This window comes from Pseudarthrobacter sp. NamE2 (assembly GCF_005796205.1).
Taxonomy (GTDB): domain Bacteria; phylum Actinomycetota; class Actinomycetes; order Actinomycetales; family Micrococcaceae; genus Arthrobacter.
This window is the reverse complement of record NZ_VAHN01000016.1, coordinates 1-18,920: the sequence shown is the minus strand read 5'-3', so window position 1 is coordinate 18,920 and position 18,920 is coordinate 1. Positions and strand designations below refer to the sequence as shown.

The window sequence follows — 18,920 nt, the reverse complement described above, 5'->3', positions numbered from 1 at the left end:
CCGGTGGTTGCCTGCGCCCGGCCTATCTGTTGCGATGGAGGGACGGCCGCCAAGAGGCGGCGTCCCCGACGTGAGGATGGTTATGGCCGGCAGCATTGGGCAGGAAGAAACAGCGCAGGAAGGGACACCGCAGGAGGAACTCGACCTTGTGGACCGCTGGTGGCGGGCCGCCAACTACCTCTCAGTGGGCCAGATCTACCTCCGCTCCAACCCGCTTCTGCGTGAGCCGCTTCAGCCGGAGCACACCAAATCCCGGCTGCTGGGCCACTGGGGAACAACCCCCGGGTTGAACTTCGTCTACGCCCACCTGAACCGCGTCATCCGCCGCGACTCCGCCGAGATGCTCTTTGTTGCAGGACCCGGCCATGGCGGTCCCGCCGTCGTCGCCAACGCTTGGCTGGAAGGCACCTACTCGGAAATTTACGCCCACGTGGGGAACGATGCCGACGGGATGGCCGAGCTTTTCCGCCAGTTCTCCTACCCCGGCGGCATTCCCAGCCACGCCGCGCCGGAAAGCCCCGGCTCCATCAACGAGGGCGGGGAACTCGGGTACTCACTGGCCCACGCCTACGGCTCGGTGTTCGACAACCCGCAGCTGGTGACCGCCGTCGTAATCGGTGACGGCGAGGCGGAAACCGGGCCGCTGGCCGCAAGCTGGCACTCCCACAACTTCCTGGACCCGGCCACCGACGGCGCCGTGCTGCCCATCCTGCATCTGAACGGCTACAAGATCGCCAACCCGACCGTCCTGGCACGCATGCCCGAGGCTCAGCTGGAGCAACTGCTGCGCGGCTACGGCCACGAGCCCTACTTCGTCACCGTTGACGATCCGGACGCTACGGAAAAGGCGCACCGGGACTTCGCCGAGGCGCTGGACCGCTGCCTGGCGGACATCCGCGCCATCCAGGACGGGCACCGGGCGCCCGCCGGGACCACTGAGGGGGAACGGGACGCGCCGCTCTGGCCGATGATCGTGCTGCGCTCACCGAAGGGCTGGACCGGCCCCCGTACCGTGGACGGCCTGCAGGTGGAGGGGACCTGGCGCAGCCACCAGGTCCCGCTGCCCGGGGTCCGCACCAACGGGGAGCACCTGAGGCAGCTGGAGGAATGGCTGCGGTCCTACCGTCCGGAGGAACTGTTCGACGGTGACGGCCGGCTCAGGCCCGACGTCGCCGAAGTCGCCCCAACTGGGGACTTCCGGATGAGCGCCACCCCGCACGCCAACGGCGGCGTGCTGCGGCGGGCCCTGAAGCTGCCCGCCTACCGGGACCACGCCGTCGAGGTTTCCAACCCTGGGACCGAGCGTGTCAGCCCCATGACCACGCTCGGCTCGTGGATGCGGGACGTGGTCGCGCTGAACATGGAGAACTTCCGGCTCTTCGGCCCCGATGAGACCGCGTCCAACCGGCTGCAGAACGTCTACGAGGTCACGGACAAGGTGTGGCAGTACCGGATTGACGACGCCGACGAGCACCTCGCGCGGTCCGGCCGGGTGATGGAGGTGCTCAGCGAGCACCTGTGCCAGGGCTGGCTGGAGGGGTACCTGCTGACCGGGCGGCACGGCGTGGTCAGCTGCTACGAGGCGTTCATCCACATTGTCGATTCCATGTTCAACCAGCACGCGAAGTGGCTCAAGGTGCACCGCAAGCTTCCTTGGCGCCAGCCCGTTGCGTCGCTGAACTACATTCTGTCCTCGCACGTGTGGCAGCAGGACCATAACGGGTTCTCGCACCAGGATCCCGGCTTCATCGACCATGCGGTGAACAAAAAGGCGGAGGTCATCCGGGTGTACCTGCCGCCGGATGCGAACACCCTGCTGTCCGTCATGGAGCACTGCCTGGAATCCACTGACTACGTCAACATCGTGGTCAGCGGCAAGCAGCCCTCGCCCACCTGGCTGGGCCCGGCCGACGCAGCGAACCACTGCCGCCGCGGGTTGGGCATCTGGAACTTTGCCGGATCGGAGGTCCCCGGTGAGGAGCCCGACGTCGTGCTTGCCTGCGCCGGCGACGTCCCCACGGTGGAAACCGTGGCTGCGGCGGAACTGCTGCGGGAAGGCGCGCCGGGGCTGAAAGTCCGGGTGGTCAACGTGGTGGACCTGATGCGGCTGCAGGACGAAAGCGAGCACCCGCATGGGCTCCCCGCACGCGACTTCGACGGGATTTTCACCCAGGACAAGCCGATCATCTTCGCCTACCACGGCTACCCGTCGCTGATTCACCGGCTTGCCTACCGGCGCACCAACCAGGACGGCCTGCACGTGCGCGGCTACAAGGAGGAGGGCACCACCACCACGCCGTTCGACATGGCCATGCTCAATGGCATCGACAGGTTCCAGCTGGCGATCGACGCCATCGACCGCGTGCCAGGGCTGGCGGAAAAGCACGCCCTCCTGCGCCAGGACCTGCAGGACCGGCGGATGCGGGCCTTTGAACATACGCGGACGCAGGGCGAGGACCCTGACGACATCCGGAACTGGCAGCTGCGCTAGTCTCCCACCCCGGAGTTTTTGTCCAGATATGCAGACCTCCGGCCACTTAAGTCTGCATATCTGGACAAAAACTCTGTCACTATCGCCGGGCGTCCGCCGCGGCGCCGAACACGAGGCCGGCACCGTGCCGGGCGCCAAACTCCTGATTGTCGGGGACGCTGGCCACAACGCCTGCATCCGGCGCCAGGAAATCATGGTGGACGGCTATCCAAAGGGCTGCATCTGCTCAAGCCACGACGGCGGGTGGCCGGCTTTCGGAAGCCGGCCACCCGCCGTCGTCAGAGATGGGGGAGTGGGGAGTCAGTGGCCGGTGGGCACGTAGCGCTTGATGGACGCTTCCAGTTCGGCTTCGGCGGCGGCACGGTCCGCCCAGCCCTCGGCCTTGACCCACTTGCCAGGCTCGAGGTCCTTGTAGCGGGTGAAGAAGTGCTCGATTTCCTTAATCAGGAAGTCATTGACGTCGCTGACTTCCTGGATGTGGTCGAAGCGGGGATCGGCCGGCACGCAGAGGACCTTTGCGTCCCCGCCGCCGTCATCGGTCATGTTGAAGACGCCGATGGGGCGGGACTCGACGATGACGCCGGGGTGCAGGTCGAAGTCCTGCAGGAGCACCAGTGCGTCCAGCGGGTCGCCGTCCTCGCCCAGGGTGTTTTCGAAGTACCCGTAGTGGGTGGGGTACTGCATGGCGGTGAAGAGGACGCGGTCCAGGCGGACGCGGCCGGTCTCGTGGTCAACTTCGTACTTGACGCGCGATCCCTTGGGAATCTCGATGGTCACGTCGTGCTTCATGGAATGCTCCTCGGCAATTGCAGGGGGTGCGCGGCACACATGACGGGCCCCACACAAAGGAGTGTCCGTGCCGCCGACTACTATTGAGAATATAGCGAGAGGCCCTGGAATCAGGAACTTGTGGGGATATTTCAGGACTTGAGGACCAGCACCAGCATGACCAAAACAATCGGCACGGACCCGTTGCCCCACCGACTCCGCCGGGCTGTAGCCACTGGTCAGGCAGGGTTGCACCGGACCTGGCCGCATGCCCTGCTGACCGCCCTCCTGGTTGTCCTCCTGCTCCCTGCGGCTCTGCTCGTTGCCCCCGGCTTCATCGGGCCCGAACCACCGTCCCAGGCGCCGCCGGTTCCCGCATGGCAGCAGGCACCGGCTTCGCTCTCCGGGCGGCAAGGGCTTAGTGCCTTGGACCCCTCCGCGGTGGTTCCGTCCCGGGAATCGGTCACCGCACAAGTGGACCCGGTGTTGAAGGCCGACGGCGGCGGTACGTTCACCGGCATGGTCCAGGATGCGCTCACGGGCCAGGTCCTCTACGACCGGGGCGGCGCGGAAGGCCGCGTTCCGGCGTCGAACCTCAAACTGCTGACCGCCGTCGCTGCCTTGCGCTCACTCGGCCCTGACCACCGCTTCCGCACCCGGGTCGCAGCGGGACCGGCCCCCGGGCAGGTGGTCCTGGTAGGTGGCGGGGACGTCCTGCTGGGAGCCGGCGAGTCCGCGGACGGCCAGGTGATGGGCCAGGCCGGACTGGCCACCCTGGCATCCCGGACAGTCGAGGCACTGCAGGCAAGCGGCGCCACCGGGGAACTCAAGGTGCTGCTAGATGACTCACTCTTCTCCGGGCCGCCCCTCAACCCGGCCTGGCAGGAAGGCGACGTTGCCGCCGGCGAGGTGGCGCCGCTGTTCCCGCTCGCAATGAATTCGGCACGCTTCAACCCCGCCGTCGCCACTGGGCCGCGCCCGCAGGATGCGGCAATGACGGCGGCGGAGGAATTCGCCGCCCGGCTCCGGACGGCCGGTGCGGCCGCGGGACTCACCGTTGTGGCCGGCATCGAACGCGCACCAGGGTCGGCGCGGGCGGAAGACTACGCGCACCAGGCAGTCCTGGCGGAGGTGGAATCGGCTACGGTGGCCGAACAGGTGAACCTGATGCTGCAGGTCTCGGACAACTACCTGGCGGAAGCGCTTGGCCGGATGGCTGCCGTGGCGGCAGGCGGGCCGGGCAGCAATGACGGCGCCACTGCAACCGTGCGCGACCAGCTCAAGGAAGCTGGCATCCCGGCAGACCCCATGACCGTTGTTGATGTCTGCGGCCTGGCCATGGGCAACCAGGTCTCCGCGAGCCAGTTCGTGGAGGTGATGCGGGCCATCACGTCAGGACCCGACCCTGCGCTCCGCAAGGCGTTGGACGGGTTCCCGGTGGCCGGCCTGACCGGCACCCTGGACGCGCGGTACGGGGACGAGTCCACGGCGGCAGGTGCCGGGCTGGTGCGGGCCAAGACGGGAACGCTGAACACGGTGCTGGCCCTGAGCGGATACGTGGTGGACGCGGACGGCAGGCTGCTGGTGTTCTCGTTCATCGGCAACGGGCTCACCCCGGGCGCGGCCGGCAACCGGACGGCTCTGGACCGGGCAGCGACGGCCCTCGCCGGCTGCGGCTGCCGCTAGGACTACCGGCCAGGAGTACCGGCGGGCAGCACGCGCCCGCTGGTTCGCCGGTCAGCGAACTTAAGGACGATCCCCGGGCTGCTGTGTTCTGATGGGTGCTATGGAGTCCGCTGCAGCCCAGTCCGCCACTGCCCAGTCCCTGATCAACTGGGACCTTGCCGCCTCGGCTGCGGCCCGGCTGGCTCCCGCCGGACCGGTCCTCGAGCCGGCCGCCATCGGTGAAGCCGTTGACAGCCTCCGCCGGCTCGCGGACGCTTCCGTGCCGCACGTCCACGAGATCACGGGGCTCGAAGCAGCCAGGGACCTCCGTGACTCCACGGTGCTGGTGGTTGACCGGTCATCCTGGGCTAAGGCCAACACCCAGAGCTTTGCCGTGATGCTCAAGCCCGCCATGCAGAAAATGCTCGAGAACCGCCGCGGCTCCCTGAGCCCCGCCGCAGCAAGCGTCAGCGGCGCCATCACCGGCAGCCAGCTGGGCGCCGTCCTCGCGTTCCTGTCCAGCAAGGTCCTGGGCCAGTACGATCCGTTCGCCGCACTGGCGGAAGGCTCCAATGCCCCGGCAGCGGGCAGGCTCCTGCTGGTGGCGCCGAACATCGTGTCCGTCGAACGCGAGCTGAACGTCACCCCGGAGGATTTCAGGCTGTGGGTGTGCCTGCACGAGCAGACCCACCGGGTGCAGTTCGCCGCCGCGCCCTGGCTGCGCCACCACATGCTGCAGCAGATCGATGAACTCAGCGTCCACCTGCTGGGCAACGTCGATTCGCTGATGGAACGGGCCACGGCTGCCGCCCGCTCGCTCAAGGACCGCACCGCCCCAGGCAACACGCCGGGCCGCGGCGCCATCCTGGACCTGCTGCAGGATCCGGAGGAAAAGGCAGCCATCTCGCACCTCACCGCGGTGATGAGCCTGCTCGAGGGCCACGCGAACGTGGTGATGGACGCCGTCGACGCCAGCATTGTCCCGTCCGTAAAGACCATCCGGCAACGCTTCAACGACCGTGGCAAGGACCGCGGCGTGATCGAAAAGTTCATCCGCAACCTCCTTGGCCTCGACGCCAAGATGCGCCAGTACTCCGACGGTGCCCGGTTTGTCCGCGCCGTGGTGGACGTGGCCGGGATGGACGGCTTTAACCGGGTCTGGGAGTCGGCCGACCACCTGCCTACAGAACCCGAAATCCACGACGCCAAGCTGTGGCTTGAGCGGATGGGGCTGTAGTTGCCGCACGTCCCTGTCTCCGGCGTCCCCTCGCCGGAGGAACCGGACAATACGTCCGGGATGCGCAGCGGACGACGACGGCCCGGCAGGCTGGCGCCCGTCGTCGGCGCCGCGCGCAAAATGCTCGCGGACGCCCTGGCCCGGGCAGGTTATCCGCGGCATGTCCTGGTTGCCTGCAGCGGCGGGCCGGACTCCCTGGCGCTCGCCGCCGTCGCTGCCTACTTTGCCCGGCGTGGCCATGTTGACGGCCATCCCGTCACAGTTGGCGCCGTGGTGGTTGACCATCAACTGCAGCCGGGCTCCGGCCGCATCGCCGCGGACACCGCGGAGGTGCTCAAGGAACTGGGGCTCGAGCCCGTGGAAGTCCGGACCGTGAAAGTGGCAGGCGCCGGCATGGGGCCGGAAGCGGCAGCCCGGGAAGCCCGGCACCAGGCCCTCGAAGCAGCCGCGGCCAGTCAGGGCGCGGACGCCATCCTGCTGGGACACACACTGGATGACCAGGCCGAACAGGTCCTGCTCGGCCTGGCCCGCGGCTCAGGAACCCGTTCACTGGCGGGGATGCGCCCGGCCCGCGGCATCCTGCTGCGGCCATTCCTGGAGCTCCGCAGGGCTGACACGGAAGAAATCTGCGCCGTGGAGGAGCTGGAGCCCTGGCACGACCCCACCAACAGCGATCCGGCATTCGCCCGCTCGCGCACCCGGGTGGAGGTCCTGCCGCACCTGGAGGAAAAACTGGGCCCCGGTGTGGCCGAGTCGCTCGCCCGCACGGCGTCCATCCTGCAGCTGGACGCCGACTACCTCGAGGATGTCGCCGAAAGCACCTATGCGTCTCTGGTTGAGCGGGACGGACGCGGGGCGGCGCTTCCCGAGGAAGCGTTGCGCACCCTCGCCCCCGCCATCAGGTTCCGCGTGATCGCCAAGGCAGCGGCCGCCGTCGGAGGCCAGCAGCCAAGCTACCAGCGCCTTCTGGCCGCGGAAGCGCTGCTGCGCCGGCAGGGGTCGGCGGGGCCGGTGGAACTGCCCGGCGGGGTGAGCGTGTACCGGCTGTCGCTCGCCCAGCTTGAAGGCGCGGAAGGCCCCTTGGCTCCGGGAACCCCGGACAGCCTGGATTCCGTTCCCCGCGGAGGGCCGCGCTGTGGGAAGCTAGTGTTCCGGCCTTCAAAAAAGCCCGCAAAATAGTCGCACCACGTAATTACACAGGAGCCATTGGTGGATTCAAACGACGTCCAGGCAGACCTCAAGCACGTTCTCTACACCAAGGAACAGATTCAACAGCGGATTACCGAACTCGCTGCGGAAATCGACAGGGACTACGAGGGCCGCGAAATCCTCATTGTGGGCGTCCTCAAGGGTGCCGTGATGGTCATGGCGGACCTCGCGCGTGCACTGCACAGCCACATCTCCATGGACTGGATGGCGGTGTCCTCGTACGGATCGGGCACCCAGTCCTCCGGCGTGGTACGCATCCTCAAGGACCTCGACACCGACCTCATGGGCAAGGATGTGCTGATCGTCGAGGACATCATCGATTCCGGCCTGACGCTGTCCTGGCTCAAGACCAACCTGGAATCCCGCGGCACCGCGTCGGTGGAAATCTGCACCGCGTTCCGCAAACCCACTGCCGCCAAGGTAGAGATCGACGTCAAGTACGTGGGCTTCGACATCCCCAACGAGTTCGTGGTGGGCTACGGCCTGGACTACGCCGAAAAGTACCGCAACCTCGACTTCGTGGGCACCCTGGCCCCGCACGTCTACGAGTAGCCCCCAATGCAGCTCGGCGCATTCTCCGTAGGCCTCGCCGTGCAGGACCTTGCAGCGTCCATGGAGTTTTACGGAAAGCTCGGGTTCACGCAGTACGCAGGGGACCCCGCCCAAAACTGGGTGATCATGAAAAACGGGGACGCGAACGTCGGGCTGTTCAAGGACATGCTCGAGAAGAACGTGCTGATCTTCAACCCCGGCTGGAACCAGGACGCCGAGCCCCTGGACTCGTTCACCGACGTCCGTGAGCTGCAGAAACAACTCAAGGCGCAGGGCGTGCCGTTCGCCACGGAGGCTGATGCGGCAACGGCCGGACCCGCCAGCTGCATCGTGATCGACCCGGACGGCAACCCCGTTTACCTGGACCAGCACGTCTGACTCCGGCCCGCGGCGCTTACTCCGGCCGGAACGTGGGTACCTGGGCTGGCTACGCCCACAGGGAACTTTTGCTTTTCACCATGCGTGATCTACTCCGGACGGTGTATAGCTAGAAATTGACGCAGCACCATCACGCGCGCAACTACTCGCCGTGAAGCACTACCAGAAGGGACGGGGCCAGCCCCCGAACAGATGAAAGCTAAGAACTTTTTCAAAGGCCCGGGCATCTGGATCGTCGTTGTGGTCGGTCTGCTCCTTGTGGCTTTTGCAACGCTGGCTCCCGGCGGTGCGGCACGGATCGACACCGACAAGGGCCTTGAACTGCTGGCCGACAACCAGGTGGAGCAGGCGAAGATCTTCGATGGCGAGAATCGCGTTGACCTCACCCTGAAGGAAAACCTGAACCTGGACGGCCAGGACAAGGGCAAGAGTGTGCAGTTCTTCTTCGTGGACGCCCGCGCGCAGGACGTGGTCAAGGCTGTCACCGACTCCAACCCGACGCAGGGGTACACGGACCAGCCAATCGAAAGCAACTGGTTCTCCGGCCTGCTGTCCCTCCTGATTCCCGTCATCCTGCTCGGCGCCCTCTTCTGGTTCCTGATGACCCGCATGCAGGGCGGCGGCTCAAAGATCATGCAGTTTGGCAAGTCCAAGGCCAAGATGGTCAGCAAGGACATGCCTCAGGTGACCTTCGCCGACGTCGCCGGCTCGGACGAGGCCGTGGAGGAACTGCAGGAAATTAAGGAATTCCTGCAGGAACCCACCAAGTTCCAGGCCGTAGGCGCCAAGATCCCCAAGGGTGTACTGCTGTACGGCCCTCCGGGTACCGGTAAGACCCTCCTTGCCCGTGCCGTTGCAGGTGAAGCGGGCGTCCCGTTCTTCTCCATCTCCGGTTCGGACTTCGTGGAGATGTTCGTCGGTGTGGGTGCCTCCCGCGTCCGCGACCTGTTCGAACAAGCCAAGGCAAACTCCCCGGCCATCATCTTCGTGGACGAAATCGACGCCGTCGGCCGCCACCGCGGCGCCGGCATCGGTGGCGGCAACGATGAACGCGAGCAGACCCTCAACCAGCTGCTGGTTGAAATGGACGGCTTCGACGTCAAGACCAACGTCATCCTGATTGCGGCAACCAACCGGCCGGACGTGCTGGACCCCGCTCTGCTTCGCCCGGGCCGCTTTGACCGCCAGATTGGCGTCGAGGCACCGGACCTGATCGGCCGCGACCAGATCCTGCAGGTGCACGCCAAGGGCAAGCCGATGGCTCCCGGCGTGGACCTCAAGGCCGTGGCAAAGAAGACCCCCGGCTACACCGGCGCGGATTTGGCCAACGTGCTCAACGAGGCCGCGCTGCTCACCGCACGCTCCAACGCCAACCTGATTGATGACCGCGCCCTGGACGAGGCCATTGACCGCGTCATGGCCGGCCCGCAGAAGCGCAGCCGGGTCATGAAGGAACACGAACGCAAGATCACCGCGTACCACGAGGGCGGCCACGCCCTGGTGGCGGCCGCCCTGCGGAACTCCGCGCCGGTCACCAAGATCACCATCCTTCCCCGCGGCCGCGCCCTGGGCTACACCATGGTGGTGCCGGAGAACGACAAGTACTCCGTGACCCGCAATGAGCTCCTGGACCAGATGGCGTACGCCATGGGTGGTCGCGTGGCCGAAGAGATTGTGTTCCACGATCCCTCCACCGGCGCCTCGAATGACATCGAAAAGGCCACCGGCACCGCACGCAAGATGGTCACCGAATACGGCATGAGTGAGCGCGTGGGCGCTGTCCGGCTGGGACAGGGCGGCGGCGAGCCGTTCCTGGGCCGCGACGCAGGCCACGAGCGCAATTACTCGGACCAGATCGCGTACGTGGTGGATGAGGAAGTGCGCCGCCTGATCGACCAGGCCCATGACGAGGCCTACGCCATCCTCACCGAGAACCGCGACGTCCTGGACCGCCTTGCCCTTGAGCTGCTCGAGCGCGAAACCCTGAACCAGGCCGAGATCGCCGACATCTTCCGCGACGTCCGCAAGCGCGACTTCCGCGAAGTGTGGCTGTCCAAGGAAACCCGCCCCGTGCAGATGGCGGGCCCGGTGGAGACGCCCCGCGAACGGGCAGAGCGCGAAGCGCAGGAGGAGGCCACCAGGGCGCGCCTCGACGAGCCGCTGGACGCCCAGCCGCCGCACCCGCAGGGCGTTCCGGAAGACGCTCCGTTTCAGGGAGGCGTCCCGGAATCGGGGCCTGACACCCTTCGCGGCTAAGCTTTCTTCGTGACTTCCATCGACGACGACGTTCCCGCCTCCGCCGGATCCTTGGCGGAGGACGGTTCCTCCCATGCAAAGCACCATAAAGTGGACCGGCCAAGAATCGAAGCGGCCGTCCGCGAGATCCTCCTGGCCATCGGCGAGGACCCGGACCGCGGCGGCCTGGTTGACACCCCCAAGCGGGTGGCCAAAGCCTATGCCGAGATGTTTGCCGGGCTGCACCATGATCCGGCGGACGTCCTGTCCACCACCTTCGACCTCGAGCATGAGGAACTGGTCCTGGTCAAGGACATCCCCTTCTATTCCACGTGCGAGCACCACCTGGTGCCGTTCCACGGGACGGCCCACGTGGGGTACATCCCCTCGCATGACGGAAAAGTCACCGGGCTGAGCAAGCTGGCCCGGCTGGTGGATATCTACGCCCGCCGCCCCCAGGTGCAGGAGCGGCTCACCACTGAGATAGTCGAAGCGCTGGTCCGCCACCTCAACCCCCGTGGCGCCATCGTTGTTGTTGAATGCGAGCACATGTGCATGTCAATGCGCGGTATCCGCAAGCCCGGAGCGAAGACCGTCACCAGTGCGGTCCGCGGGCAGCTTCATGACCCGGCAACCCGTGCCGAAGCCATGAGCCTCATCCTCGGAAGGTAACCACACAGACCATGGACTCACTAGCTGCAGCCCCGGGAACCGGGCCCGCAACCTCGCCGCTGCCCATCCTGCGCAAACCGCGCCCGGCGGCGCGCTTCGAAGACCTGCCCACCGGCCGCACCCTGGTCATGGGAATCCTGAACGTCACCCCGGACTCCTTCAGCGACGGCGGCAAGCACGCCAGCACGGACACTGCCATTGCCGCCGGCCTGAGGATGTTCTATGCCGGCGCGGACATCATCGACGTCGGCGGCGAATCCACCCGGCCCGGCGCCGAGGACGTCAGTCCGGAGGAGGAACAGCGCCGTGTCCTCCCGGTCATTGAGTCCCTGGTGAAGGCCGGGGCGCTGGTGAGCATCGATACCACCCACGCCTCCACGGCGGCTGCTGCCATCAAGGCCGGCGCCGCCATCATCAACGACATCTCGGGCCTCAGCATCGAGCCCGAGATGGCTGAGCTCGTGGCCGTGTCCAGGGTCCCCTACATCCTCACCCACCGCCGCGGCGATGCCCGCACCATGAACTCGCTGGCGGAATACACGGACGTGGCCGGTGAGGTTGTGACCGAGCTCGCCGGGGTGCGGGACAAGCTGTACGCCGCGGGCGTCGGCCCGGAACAGATCATCATCGACCCGGGCCTGGGCTTTGCCAAGAACGACGCCCATAACTGGGAGCTCTTGCAGAACCTGGACCAGCTGGACAGCCTGGGCCACAAGGTCCTGGTGGGCGCTTCCCGCAAGCGGTTCCTGGGCACGCTGCTCACCGTCGCCGGCAAGTCCGCTTCGCCTGAGGAACGCGACGCCGCCACCGCCGCGATCACAGCCATCAGCGCCTACCGCGGCGCCTGGGCGGTCCGCGTGCACGACGTCGGCCCCAGCCTGGACGCCGTCAAGGTTGCCGCCCGCATGGCGGCAGCGTCTCCAACCACGTAAGGGCCGGGGGACCCATGGACAGGATTACGCTGACCGGTGTGACCGCCGTAGGCCATCACGGCGTCTTTGATTTTGAACGCCGCGACGGGCAGCCCTTTGTTGTGGACGCAGTGCTTTACCTGGACTTCGCCGCAGCGGCGGAGTCCGACGACGTCCGCGATACTGCCCATTACGGTGAGGTGGCGCAGCGTATTACCGAATTGATTTCCGGGCAGCCCCTGAACCTGATCGAGGCCCTGGCCGTACGGATCGCCGAGAGCCTGCTGGACGAATTCCGGCTCCAGGCCGTAGACATCACCGTCCACAAGCCGCAGGCCCCCATCGAGGTTCCCTTCGGGGACGTGGCGGTCACCGTCCACCGGGAAAAGCCCGTCCTCCGGGAGAAGACGGTCCACCGGGACAGGCCTGTCGAAGGGGACACTGCGTGAACGCCGTCTATGCCAAGGCCGTCCTCGCCCTTGGCAGCAACCTTGGGGCGCGGAACGACACGTTGTCTGAAGCGGTGGCGGACCTGGTGGACCCGCCGGAAGTGCGGCTCCTCGACGTGTCGCCGATCGTCCAGACCAAGGCCGTGGGCGGCCCGCCCAACCAGCCCGATTTCCTGAACATGGTCATCACGGTGGAAACCAGCCTTTCGCCGCTGGAACTGCTGGCGCACTGCCAGGCGGTGGAAAACAAGCACCACCGCGTCCGTGAGGTGCGCTGGGGACCGCGGACGCTCGACGTCGACATCATCACCTACGGCGACGTCCGCAGCGACGATCCCCAGCTCACCCTTCCCCACCCCCGGGCTGCCAGCCGCGCCTTTGTCCTGTACCCGTGGTCGCTGATCGAACCTGCCGCGGTCCTCGAAGGTGAACGCATCAGTGTCCTGGCGGCCCGGGCAGCAGACATCGACGATCTTGCACCTTTCGACGGTTTTGGCGACTTCGACGGCCTGCCCACGGCAGGGGCGGTGGAGGAGCGGTGAAACCGATCAACCCGCTGCGCCTCCTCCTGATCGGCATCATCCTGGCCGTTGCGGGCTGGGCCGCCACTGTGGTGACCAGCAGGTACAGCATGGCAACGCCCGTCCTGCCGGCAACAGCGCTGGCCACCATGGGCGTGATCGTGGTGATCACGCTCATCCTGGGCATCCGGGTCCTGCGCTGGCGCAACAGCCTCAAGGACAGCAGCAAGAAGAAGACGGTCCTCGACCCCCTCCTCGCCGCGCGCACCCTGGTCCTGGCCCAGGCCTGCGCGTATGCCGGCACGGTGCTGCTGGGCTGGCATGTGGGCATCTTCCTGGATCAGCTGCGCATTTGGAGCCTCCGCAGCGACCAAGGCATCACCTGGTTGGCGCTTGCCATGGCGGGCGGCGGACTGGTGATGATCGTGGTCGGCCTGGTGGTTGAAAGATTCTGCAGGATCCCGCCTGAGGATGGCGACACCAAGGGCGTGGACGGGAAGCCGGGACGGGTTGTCCGCGGCGAAGCCACGGGGGAAGGCGAATATGCATACCGAGGCGATTGATCCGCCGGGGATCGTCTGGCAGCGGGTGTCACCCAAGTACGTCACCGTCCGGCTCGTCGAATGGGCCGTGGGGAACCTGGTCACGGTGCTCCTCCTTTGCCTGCCGCTGGTCTTCGTCCTCCGGGGCTGGTGGGTGTGGCCCCCGCTGTGGCTGGCCGTCGCTGCCCCCGCCGTCATGCTGGTGGCCGCCATCTGGCGGCTGGTGCTGATTCCCCGCCAGGTCCGCGCCATCGGTTACGCGGAACGCGACGATGACCTCCTGATCCGGGGCGGGATCTTTTTCCAGCGCACCATGGCTGTCCCTTACGGACGCATGCAGTACGTGGACATCGGCGTGGGTCCGGTGGAGCGCGGACTCGGCCTGTGCACACTCAAGCTCCACACGGCCTCGCCAGGCACCAACGCCAAAATTCCCGGCCTGCCCGCCGCTGAAGGTGCCCGGCTTCGCGAACAGCTGGCGGCCCGGGGCGAAGCCAGGCTGGCAGGGCTGTGACCGCTGAGGGGCGGTTCCCGGAACCAGGCGCGCCGGCAGGACAGCCGGTTCGCGGCACGGAACCTCTTCCCGGCCCGGAACCTCTCCGGGGCGCGGGTCCGCGTTCCGGCACCGGTCCCTTTCCCGGCCCCGGCCCCGGCCCGGCTCCGGCAGTTGGCAGTACAGCGTCCGACGGCGAATGGCTGCGTGTTCACCCGGCGTCGCCCTTTGTGCGGGGCTGGGTGGCTTTGGCAGCCATCGCTTTCTTCTTTGGCCGCGACATCTTCGAGCGCTCGTTGCAGGGCAGGCCGGTGTTCCAGGACGAGCTGGCGGGCCGTGCACCGTTCCTGCTGGCCGGCGGCGGGGTAGTGCTCCTGATCGCTGTGCTGGGCTTCGTCCTGACCTGGTACTTCACCAAGTACCAGGTGTCCGGCGGCTACGTCCGGGTCAACACCGGGCTCCTGTTCCGGCAGCAGCGGCAGGCCCGGCTGGACCGGGTGCAGGCCATCGACATCGTGCAGCCCCTCCTTGCCCGGATCTTCGGCCTCGCCGAACTCAAGTTCGAGGTGGCCGACGCCGGGGAATCGGCCGTGCGCCTTGCCTACCTCAAGATTGAGGACGCCCGGCAACTCCGGGCCACCATCCTCGCCCGCGCCGCAGGCGTCACCGCCGGCACCGGGAGTCCCGGTGAGGCCGTGCCCGAGGCGCCGGAATTTCCGGTCCTTGCCGTGCCGCCGTCGCGCCTTGTCGGATCGCTGCTGCTCAGCGAGCAGAGCTTCTTCGTGGCGCTGGGCGCCGTGGTGTCCGTGGTTCTTTCGGTCCTGACGGAAAGCAGCGCCTTCTACCTCTACCTCATCCCGGCCGCGCTGGGCCTTGCTGCCAGCTACTGGAGCCTGTTCAACAAGGGCTACAACTTCACGGCAGCCATTTCGCCCGACGGCATCCGGCTGCGGTACGGACTGCTGGATACACAGGCGCAGACGCTGCCGCCGGGCAGGATCCAGGCGCTCAAGATTACGCAGCCGCCGCTGTGGCGCCCGTTCGGCTGGTACCGGATGCAGGTCAACGTGGCCGGCTACGGCCTGGTTGACAACGCAGGGGAGGGCACCTCGCGGACCACGCTGCTGCCTGTGGGACGGCTGGACGACGTGATGAGCATGCTCGCCCTGGTGCTTCCGGATCCCGGGTCCGACCACCCTGCCGACGTGTTCACTGCCGGGCTGGCAGGCCTTGATTCCGACGGCGGCTACGTCACCACTCCGCGGCGGGCCCGGTTCCTTGCGCCGCTTGGCTGGCGCAGAAACGGCTTCACGGCCACCGGCACAGCGCTGCTTCTCCGTTCCGGCCGCTGGTGGCGGGAGTTGGTGGTGGTGCCGCACCAGCGCACCCAGTCCATGGCCCTCCAGCAGGGGCCGCTGGCGAGGCGTTTCGGCGTCGCCGACCTGGTGCTGCATACAACCGCGGGGCCGGTCACGCCGCGGCTTGCCCAGGCAGGGGTGGACGAGGCCCTCGCCTTGTTCGATCAACAGTCGGCGCGTGCCCGGCTTGCACGGAAGCGGCAAACAACGGAACAGTGGCTCCGGCAGGTAGCCCCGCCACTGGCTGAAGCCGTCGAAGCCCCTCAACCGGTGGTCGAGCCTCCCGAAACCCCGCCGGTGGTTGAGCCTGTCGAAACCCAAACCAAGGAAGGCCCGAAGCATGGCTAAACCCGGACGCCTTGGCGTCGGAATCATCGGCGCCGGGAAAGTGGGCGCGGTCCTTGGTGCCGCCTTGCGCGCTGCCGAACACGCCGTCGTCGGGGTGTCAGCGGTGTCCGACGCGAGCCGTGAGCGGGCGGAAGCGCTGCTTCCCGGGGTTCCCGTCCTTAACGTGCAGGACATTGTGGAGCGTGCCGAGCTGGTGCTGCTGGCGGTGCCGGACGACGCCCTTCCGGAGCTTGTGGAGGGGCTGGCCAAGCTGGATGCCTGGCAACCCGGCCAGTTGGTGGCCCACACCTCCGGCCGGTTTGGCGTGGGCGTCCTGCATCCGGTACGGGCGGCCGGAGCGGTCCCGTTGGCGCTGCATCCTGCGATGACGTTCACGGGGATGAGCCTTGACCTGACGAGGCTACTGGACTGCACCTTTGGGGTGACAGCGGATGCTCCGATGCTGCCCATCGCCCAGGCCCTGGTGGTGGAGATGGGGGCTGAGCCCGTGGCCATAGCCGAAGCGGACCGGACGCTGTACCACGCCGCCCTGGCGCACGGATCCAACCATCTGGTGACACTGGTGGCGCAGGCCTCGCAGCTGCTGGCCGAGGTGGGGGTGGAGCAGCCGGAGCGCATGCTGGGCCCGCTGCTGCGTGCAACGCTGGAGAACGCCCTGGCCTCGGGGGAGTCCGCCTTGACGGGGCCCGTGGCCCGCGGTGATGTGGGAACGGTACGTGCGCACGCGGAGGCATTGCGGGAGTACGACGGCGGCGGGCATGGCGACGTGCTCGCGGCCTACCTCGCAATGGCACGCGCCACAGCCGTCCGCGCCGAAGGACGCGGCCTGCTGAAAGCCGACCAAGTGGACGGGCTGCGCAACGCCCTGGAACTCAAAGAGGACTGAGGATGCCCATCAAACTCGTCACCACCGTTGCCGAATTGCACACTGAGAGCGCGCGCCTCCTTACTGCCAAGGCCGGCACCTCCCAGGGGCTGGTGCCCACCATGGGCGCACTCCACGAGGGGCATGCGGCCTTGGCCCGCGCCGCTGTCGGGCAGAACGATGTAGTGGTGGCCACCGTCTTCGTCAACCCGCTCCAGTTCGGGGATGCAGTGGACCTGGACCGCTATCCGCGCACCCTCGACGCCGACCTCGCGTTGCTGGAAGCCGAAGGGGTGGACCTGGCTTTCGCGCCGTCTGTAGAGGAGGTGTATCCGGGCGGCGAGCCGCTGGTGCGGATCACGTCCGGGCGCCTGGGGGAGAAGTGGGAAGGCGCCTCCCGCCCGGGGCATTTCGACGGCGCCCTCACCGTGGTGGCGAAGCTGCTTCATTATGGCCTGCCTGCAGCCGGCGTGGCCGGGGCCGGTCTTCCCGCCTACCGTGCCTATTTCGGGCAGAAGGACGCGCAGCAGCTGGCTTTGGTGCGGCGTATGGTGGCGGACCTGAACTTTCCGGTAGAGATTGTTGGGGTACCTACGGTCCGTTCCGCCGACGGCCTGGCATTGTCCAGCCGCAACCGTTTCCTGTCCGACGACGAGCGGGAAGCCGCGCTGGTACTGTCCCGGGCGCTGCACTTGCTGGAGGAGCGGGCTGCTGCCCGGGAACCGCTCGACCTGGACTCCGCCGTAGCCCTGGTCGAGTCCCAGCCCCTGGTGGCCCTGGACTACTTCGATGTTGTTGATCCGGCCACACTGGAACCACTCGCTGAAAACTGCCGCGAAACCCCGTTCCGGGGGGAAGCGCTTGCGCTCATCGCGGCCAAGGTGGGGCCGGTACGGCTGATTGACAACGTCCCGCTGAGTTCCTGACGGGCCATGCGCAGGTTTTCGGGCTACAGCCCGGGATGTTCCCTGTTGGCCGTGAGTTGCTCGAGGAGTGCCCGTTCGGGGCGGCCCGGGTTCCTGGCCACGCAGCGGCGCAGCCTTGCCCGGGAAAGTTCTTCGCCTGGTTCCTTGCTGACCAGCAGTTCGTCGATGATTTCCTGGGCCTGCCAGCGGAGGGATTCTAGGGCGAACTGCCGGATCTCGGCAGGCGTGTCGCTGTCCATCCACGGATCGGGATCGGACGCTACGCTCTGGAACATCCGCTCTGCTGACATTGGGGCCTCCTTGCACCATCCCGAAGTGACCGGGGGCGGCCGCCGCGGCGTCAAAAGTACTGCGCAACAGCAACCCTACAGCGGGGCAGACCAGTCTGTCTTTCCAAAGTCCCGAGCTTTCCCCTCCCGAGTAGACTTAGAGGGCGATGAATCCCGAGGCAGGCCCCACGCCGGCTCCTTTGCCAGTTGAGGCGGAGGGGGCGATCACCCCTGCGGGTTCTGTTGAGAAGATCCTGGCGGTCGCGTACGAGCTATTCTCCCGGCGCGGTGTCCGCGACGTGGGGGTCAATGAACTGATTGAGCGTTCCGGGGTTGCGAAGGCGACATTTTATCGCCACTTTCCGTCCAAGGATTCCCTGGTTCTCGCGTTCCTCGAGCAACGGGACAAACAGTGGACGGTTAACGCCATCGTTTCTGAGGCCCGCCGCCGCGGCAGCACCCCCGAGCAACAATTGCTGGCCATCTTCGATGTCTTTGGGGACTGGTTCCTCCGGGAGGACTTCGAAGCATGCTCCTTTATCAACGTCCTGCTGGAGATGGGGCCCGCCCACCCGCTCGGCCAGGCCAGCATCGACTACCTGGCACGGATCAGGGGCCACGTGCAGGCCCTTGCCGAGGAGGCCGGGCTGGCCCGTCCGGAGGAGTTCGCCCGGTCCTGGCACATCCTCATGAAGGGCTCCATCATTTCCGCCACCGAGGGCGACATGCAGGCCAACAAGCGTGCGCAGCAGATGGCAGGCTGGCTGATTGAGCATCACCGGCCTTAGCGCTCGCTACCGCAGTGGCCCCCGCTGTGGCCTATGCGCAGAAGAGGTAGTCGACCGCGCCCTCGGTCACGCATGTGGGAGCGGCGCGTTTCAGGGCATCTTCCAGTGCCGAGACTCCCACTTTGGCCGAGGTGCCGTCGCCGCCTACTCCCGGCGCACCAGTACTTTCTGCTGCTCGTGCCGGCCGGATACCGTTAGGCCCCCGCGACCGCACCACACCCGGCGGCCATTGGGGTGGTTCCT

At 67.1% G+C, this 18,920-nt stretch carries 20 protein-coding genes; 17 read left to right on the top strand and 3 right to left on the bottom strand.

The features are described 5' to 3' along the window. The first annotated feature begins 82 nt into the window (after nucleotides 1–82). Nucleotides 83–2,491: a phosphoketolase gene (locus tag FDW83_RS16230; RefSeq protein ID WP_138139121.1), complete on the top strand. Its 2,409-nt coding sequence runs from the start codon at nucleotides 83–85 to the stop codon at nucleotides 2,489–2,491. 300 nt (nucleotides 2,492–2,791) lie between these two features. Here FDW83_RS16230 and FDW83_RS16225 read toward each other — a convergent pair whose 3' ends face one another. Further along, a complete protein-coding gene (locus tag FDW83_RS16225; RefSeq protein ID WP_138139120.1) occupies nucleotides 2,792–3,280 on the bottom strand; it encodes an inorganic diphosphatase in 489 nt (162 codons plus the stop codon). 156 nt (nucleotides 3,281–3,436) lie between these two features. On the opposite strand from FDW83_RS16225, the gene dacB reads away from it, so the two are divergent. From dacB to panC, 15 genes are all read left to right on the top strand, one after another. Then, complete coding sequence (gene dacB, locus FDW83_RS16220; RefSeq protein WP_138139119.1) at nucleotides 3,437–4,945, top strand: D-alanyl-D-alanine carboxypeptidase/D-alanyl-D-alanine-endopeptidase; 1,509 nt, start codon at nucleotides 3,437–3,439, stop codon at nucleotides 4,943–4,945. A gap of 91 nt (nucleotides 4,946–5,036) precedes the next feature. Next, the gene (locus tag FDW83_RS16215; RefSeq protein ID WP_370281356.1) at nucleotides 5,037–6,161 is read left to right on the top strand and encodes a zinc-dependent metalloprotease; all 1,125 of its coding nucleotides are present in this window, start codon (nucleotides 5,037–5,039) and stop codon (nucleotides 6,159–6,161) included. Nucleotides 6,162–6,281: 120 nt separating this feature from the next. Further along, nucleotides 6,282–7,340: a tRNA lysidine(34) synthetase TilS gene (tilS, locus tag FDW83_RS16210; protein ID WP_138139176.1), complete on the top strand. Its 1,059-nt coding sequence runs from the start codon at nucleotides 6,282–6,284 to the stop codon at nucleotides 7,338–7,340. Nucleotides 7,341–7,370: 30 nt separating this feature from the next. After that, nucleotides 7,371–7,922, top strand: coding sequence for a hypoxanthine phosphoribosyltransferase (gene hpt / locus FDW83_RS16205; protein WP_138139118.1), 552 nt, complete (start codon nucleotides 7,371–7,373; stop codon nucleotides 7,920–7,922). A 6-nt stretch (nucleotides 7,923–7,928) separates the two neighbouring features. Further along, nucleotides 7,929–8,300: a VOC family protein gene (locus FDW83_RS16200; protein WP_138139117.1), complete on the top strand. Its 372-nt coding sequence runs from the start codon at nucleotides 7,929–7,931 to the stop codon at nucleotides 8,298–8,300. A gap of 192 nt (nucleotides 8,301–8,492) precedes the next feature. Further along, the gene (gene ftsH / locus FDW83_RS16195) at nucleotides 8,493–10,556 is read left to right on the top strand and encodes an ATP-dependent zinc metalloprotease FtsH (RefSeq protein ID WP_138139116.1); all 2,064 of its coding nucleotides are present in this window, start codon (nucleotides 8,493–8,495) and stop codon (nucleotides 10,554–10,556) included. A gap of 9 nt (nucleotides 10,557–10,565) precedes the next feature. Continuing rightward, complete coding sequence (gene folE / locus FDW83_RS16190; protein WP_138139115.1) at nucleotides 10,566–11,207, top strand: GTP cyclohydrolase I FolE; 642 nt, start codon at nucleotides 10,566–10,568, stop codon at nucleotides 11,205–11,207. 11 nt (nucleotides 11,208–11,218) lie between these two features. Continuing rightward, nucleotides 11,219–12,139 carry a dihydropteroate synthase gene (gene folP, locus FDW83_RS16185; RefSeq protein WP_138139114.1) on the top strand — a complete coding sequence of 307 codons (921 nt, stop codon included), beginning with the start codon at nucleotides 11,219–11,221 and terminating at the stop codon, nucleotides 12,137–12,139. Nucleotides 12,140–12,153: 14 nt separating this feature from the next. Beyond that, nucleotides 12,154–12,567, top strand: a complete 414-nt coding sequence (gene folB, locus FDW83_RS16180) for a dihydroneopterin aldolase (RefSeq protein ID WP_138139113.1) — start codon at nucleotides 12,154–12,156, stop codon at nucleotides 12,565–12,567. Further along, nucleotides 12,564–13,109, top strand: a complete 546-nt coding sequence (folK, locus tag FDW83_RS16175; protein WP_138139112.1) for a 2-amino-4-hydroxy-6-hydroxymethyldihydropteridine diphosphokinase — start codon at nucleotides 12,564–12,566, stop codon at nucleotides 13,107–13,109. Before folB ends, folK begins: the two co-directional genes overlap by 4 nt. Beyond that, nucleotides 13,106–13,651, top strand: coding sequence for a DUF3180 domain-containing protein (locus FDW83_RS16170; RefSeq protein WP_138139111.1), 546 nt, complete (start codon nucleotides 13,106–13,108; stop codon nucleotides 13,649–13,651). Before folK ends, FDW83_RS16170 begins: the two co-directional genes overlap by 4 nt. Next, nucleotides 13,632–14,144 (top strand): PH domain-containing protein, encoded by a 513-nt coding sequence (locus tag FDW83_RS16165; RefSeq protein WP_138139110.1) that lies wholly within the window; start codon nucleotides 13,632–13,634, stop codon nucleotides 14,142–14,144. The genes FDW83_RS16170 and FDW83_RS16165 overlap by 20 nt, the downstream gene beginning before the upstream one ends. 182 nt (nucleotides 14,145–14,326) lie before the next feature. Next, the gene (locus FDW83_RS16160) at nucleotides 14,327–15,829 is read left to right on the top strand and encodes a PH domain-containing protein (RefSeq protein WP_240721024.1); all 1,503 of its coding nucleotides are present in this window, start codon (nucleotides 14,327–14,329) and stop codon (nucleotides 15,827–15,829) included. Beyond that, nucleotides 15,822–16,715, top strand: a complete 894-nt coding sequence (locus FDW83_RS16155; protein ID WP_138139108.1) for a Rossmann-like and DUF2520 domain-containing protein — start codon at nucleotides 15,822–15,824, stop codon at nucleotides 16,713–16,715. Before FDW83_RS16160 ends, FDW83_RS16155 begins: the two co-directional genes overlap by 8 nt. A gap of 2 nt (nucleotides 16,716–16,717) precedes the next feature. Then, nucleotides 16,718–17,620 carry a pantoate--beta-alanine ligase gene (gene panC, locus FDW83_RS16150; protein WP_138139107.1) on the top strand — a complete coding sequence of 301 codons (903 nt, stop codon included), beginning with the start codon at nucleotides 16,718–16,720 and terminating at the stop codon, nucleotides 17,618–17,620. A gap of 23 nt (nucleotides 17,621–17,643) precedes the next feature. On the opposite strand, the gene FDW83_RS16145 is transcribed toward panC, so the two are convergent. After that, nucleotides 17,644–17,910: a hypothetical protein gene (locus FDW83_RS16145; RefSeq protein WP_138139106.1), complete on the bottom strand. Its 267-nt coding sequence runs from the start codon at nucleotides 17,908–17,910 to the stop codon at nucleotides 17,644–17,646. 146 nt (nucleotides 17,911–18,056) lie between these two features. Here FDW83_RS16145 and FDW83_RS16140 point away from each other — a divergent pair, with 146 nt between their 5' ends. Then, nucleotides 18,057–18,677, top strand: a complete 621-nt coding sequence (locus FDW83_RS16140) for a TetR/AcrR family transcriptional regulator (protein ID WP_240721021.1) — start codon at nucleotides 18,057–18,059, stop codon at nucleotides 18,675–18,677. Between the two features lie 31 nt (nucleotides 18,678–18,708). Here FDW83_RS16140 and FDW83_RS19305 read toward each other — a convergent pair. After that, on the bottom strand, nucleotides 18,709–18,920 hold a 212-nt coding region (locus tag FDW83_RS19305), incomplete at its 5' end, for a hypothetical protein (protein ID WP_205754688.1).

Excerpts from the sequence above, each read along its gene's own strand:
- FDW83_RS16230 (WP_138139121.1), top strand. The coding sequence starts at position 83 with ATGGCCGGCAGCATTGGGCAGGAAGAAACAGCGCAGGAAGGGACACCG.
- FDW83_RS16225 (WP_138139120.1), bottom strand. The coding sequence starts at position 3,280 with ATGAAGCACGACGTGACCATCGAGATTCCCAAGGGATCGCGCGTCAAG.
- dacB (WP_138139119.1), top strand. The coding sequence starts at position 3,437 with ATGACCAAAACAATCGGCACGGACCCGTTGCCCCACCGACTCCGCCGG.
- FDW83_RS16215 (WP_370281356.1), top strand. The coding sequence starts at position 5,037 with ATGGGTGCTATGGAGTCCGCTGCAGCCCAGTCCGCCACTGCCCAGTCC.
- tilS (WP_138139176.1), top strand. The coding sequence starts at position 6,282 with ATGCTCGCGGACGCCCTGGCCCGGGCAGGTTATCCGCGGCATGTCCTG.
- FDW83_RS16200 (WP_138139117.1), top strand. The coding sequence starts at position 7,929 with ATGCAGCTCGGCGCATTCTCCGTAGGCCTCGCCGTGCAGGACCTTGCA.
- ftsH (WP_138139116.1), top strand. The coding sequence starts at position 8,493 with ATGAAAGCTAAGAACTTTTTCAAAGGCCCGGGCATCTGGATCGTCGTT.
- folP (WP_138139114.1), top strand. The coding sequence starts at position 11,219 with ATGGACTCACTAGCTGCAGCCCCGGGAACCGGGCCCGCAACCTCGCCG.
- folB (WP_138139113.1), top strand. The coding sequence starts at position 12,154 with ATGGACAGGATTACGCTGACCGGTGTGACCGCCGTAGGCCATCACGGC.
- FDW83_RS16165 (WP_138139110.1), top strand. The coding sequence starts at position 13,632 with ATGCATACCGAGGCGATTGATCCGCCGGGGATCGTCTGGCAGCGGGTG.
- FDW83_RS16155 (WP_138139108.1), top strand. The coding sequence starts at position 15,822 with ATGGCTAAACCCGGACGCCTTGGCGTCGGAATCATCGGCGCCGGGAAA.
- panC (WP_138139107.1), top strand. The coding sequence starts at position 16,718 with ATGCCCATCAAACTCGTCACCACCGTTGCCGAATTGCACACTGAGAGC.
- FDW83_RS16145 (WP_138139106.1), bottom strand. The coding sequence starts at position 17,910 with ATGTCAGCAGAGCGGATGTTCCAGAGCGTAGCGTCCGATCCCGATCCG.
- FDW83_RS16140 (WP_240721021.1), top strand. The coding sequence starts at position 18,057 with ATGAATCCCGAGGCAGGCCCCACGCCGGCTCCTTTGCCAGTTGAGGCG.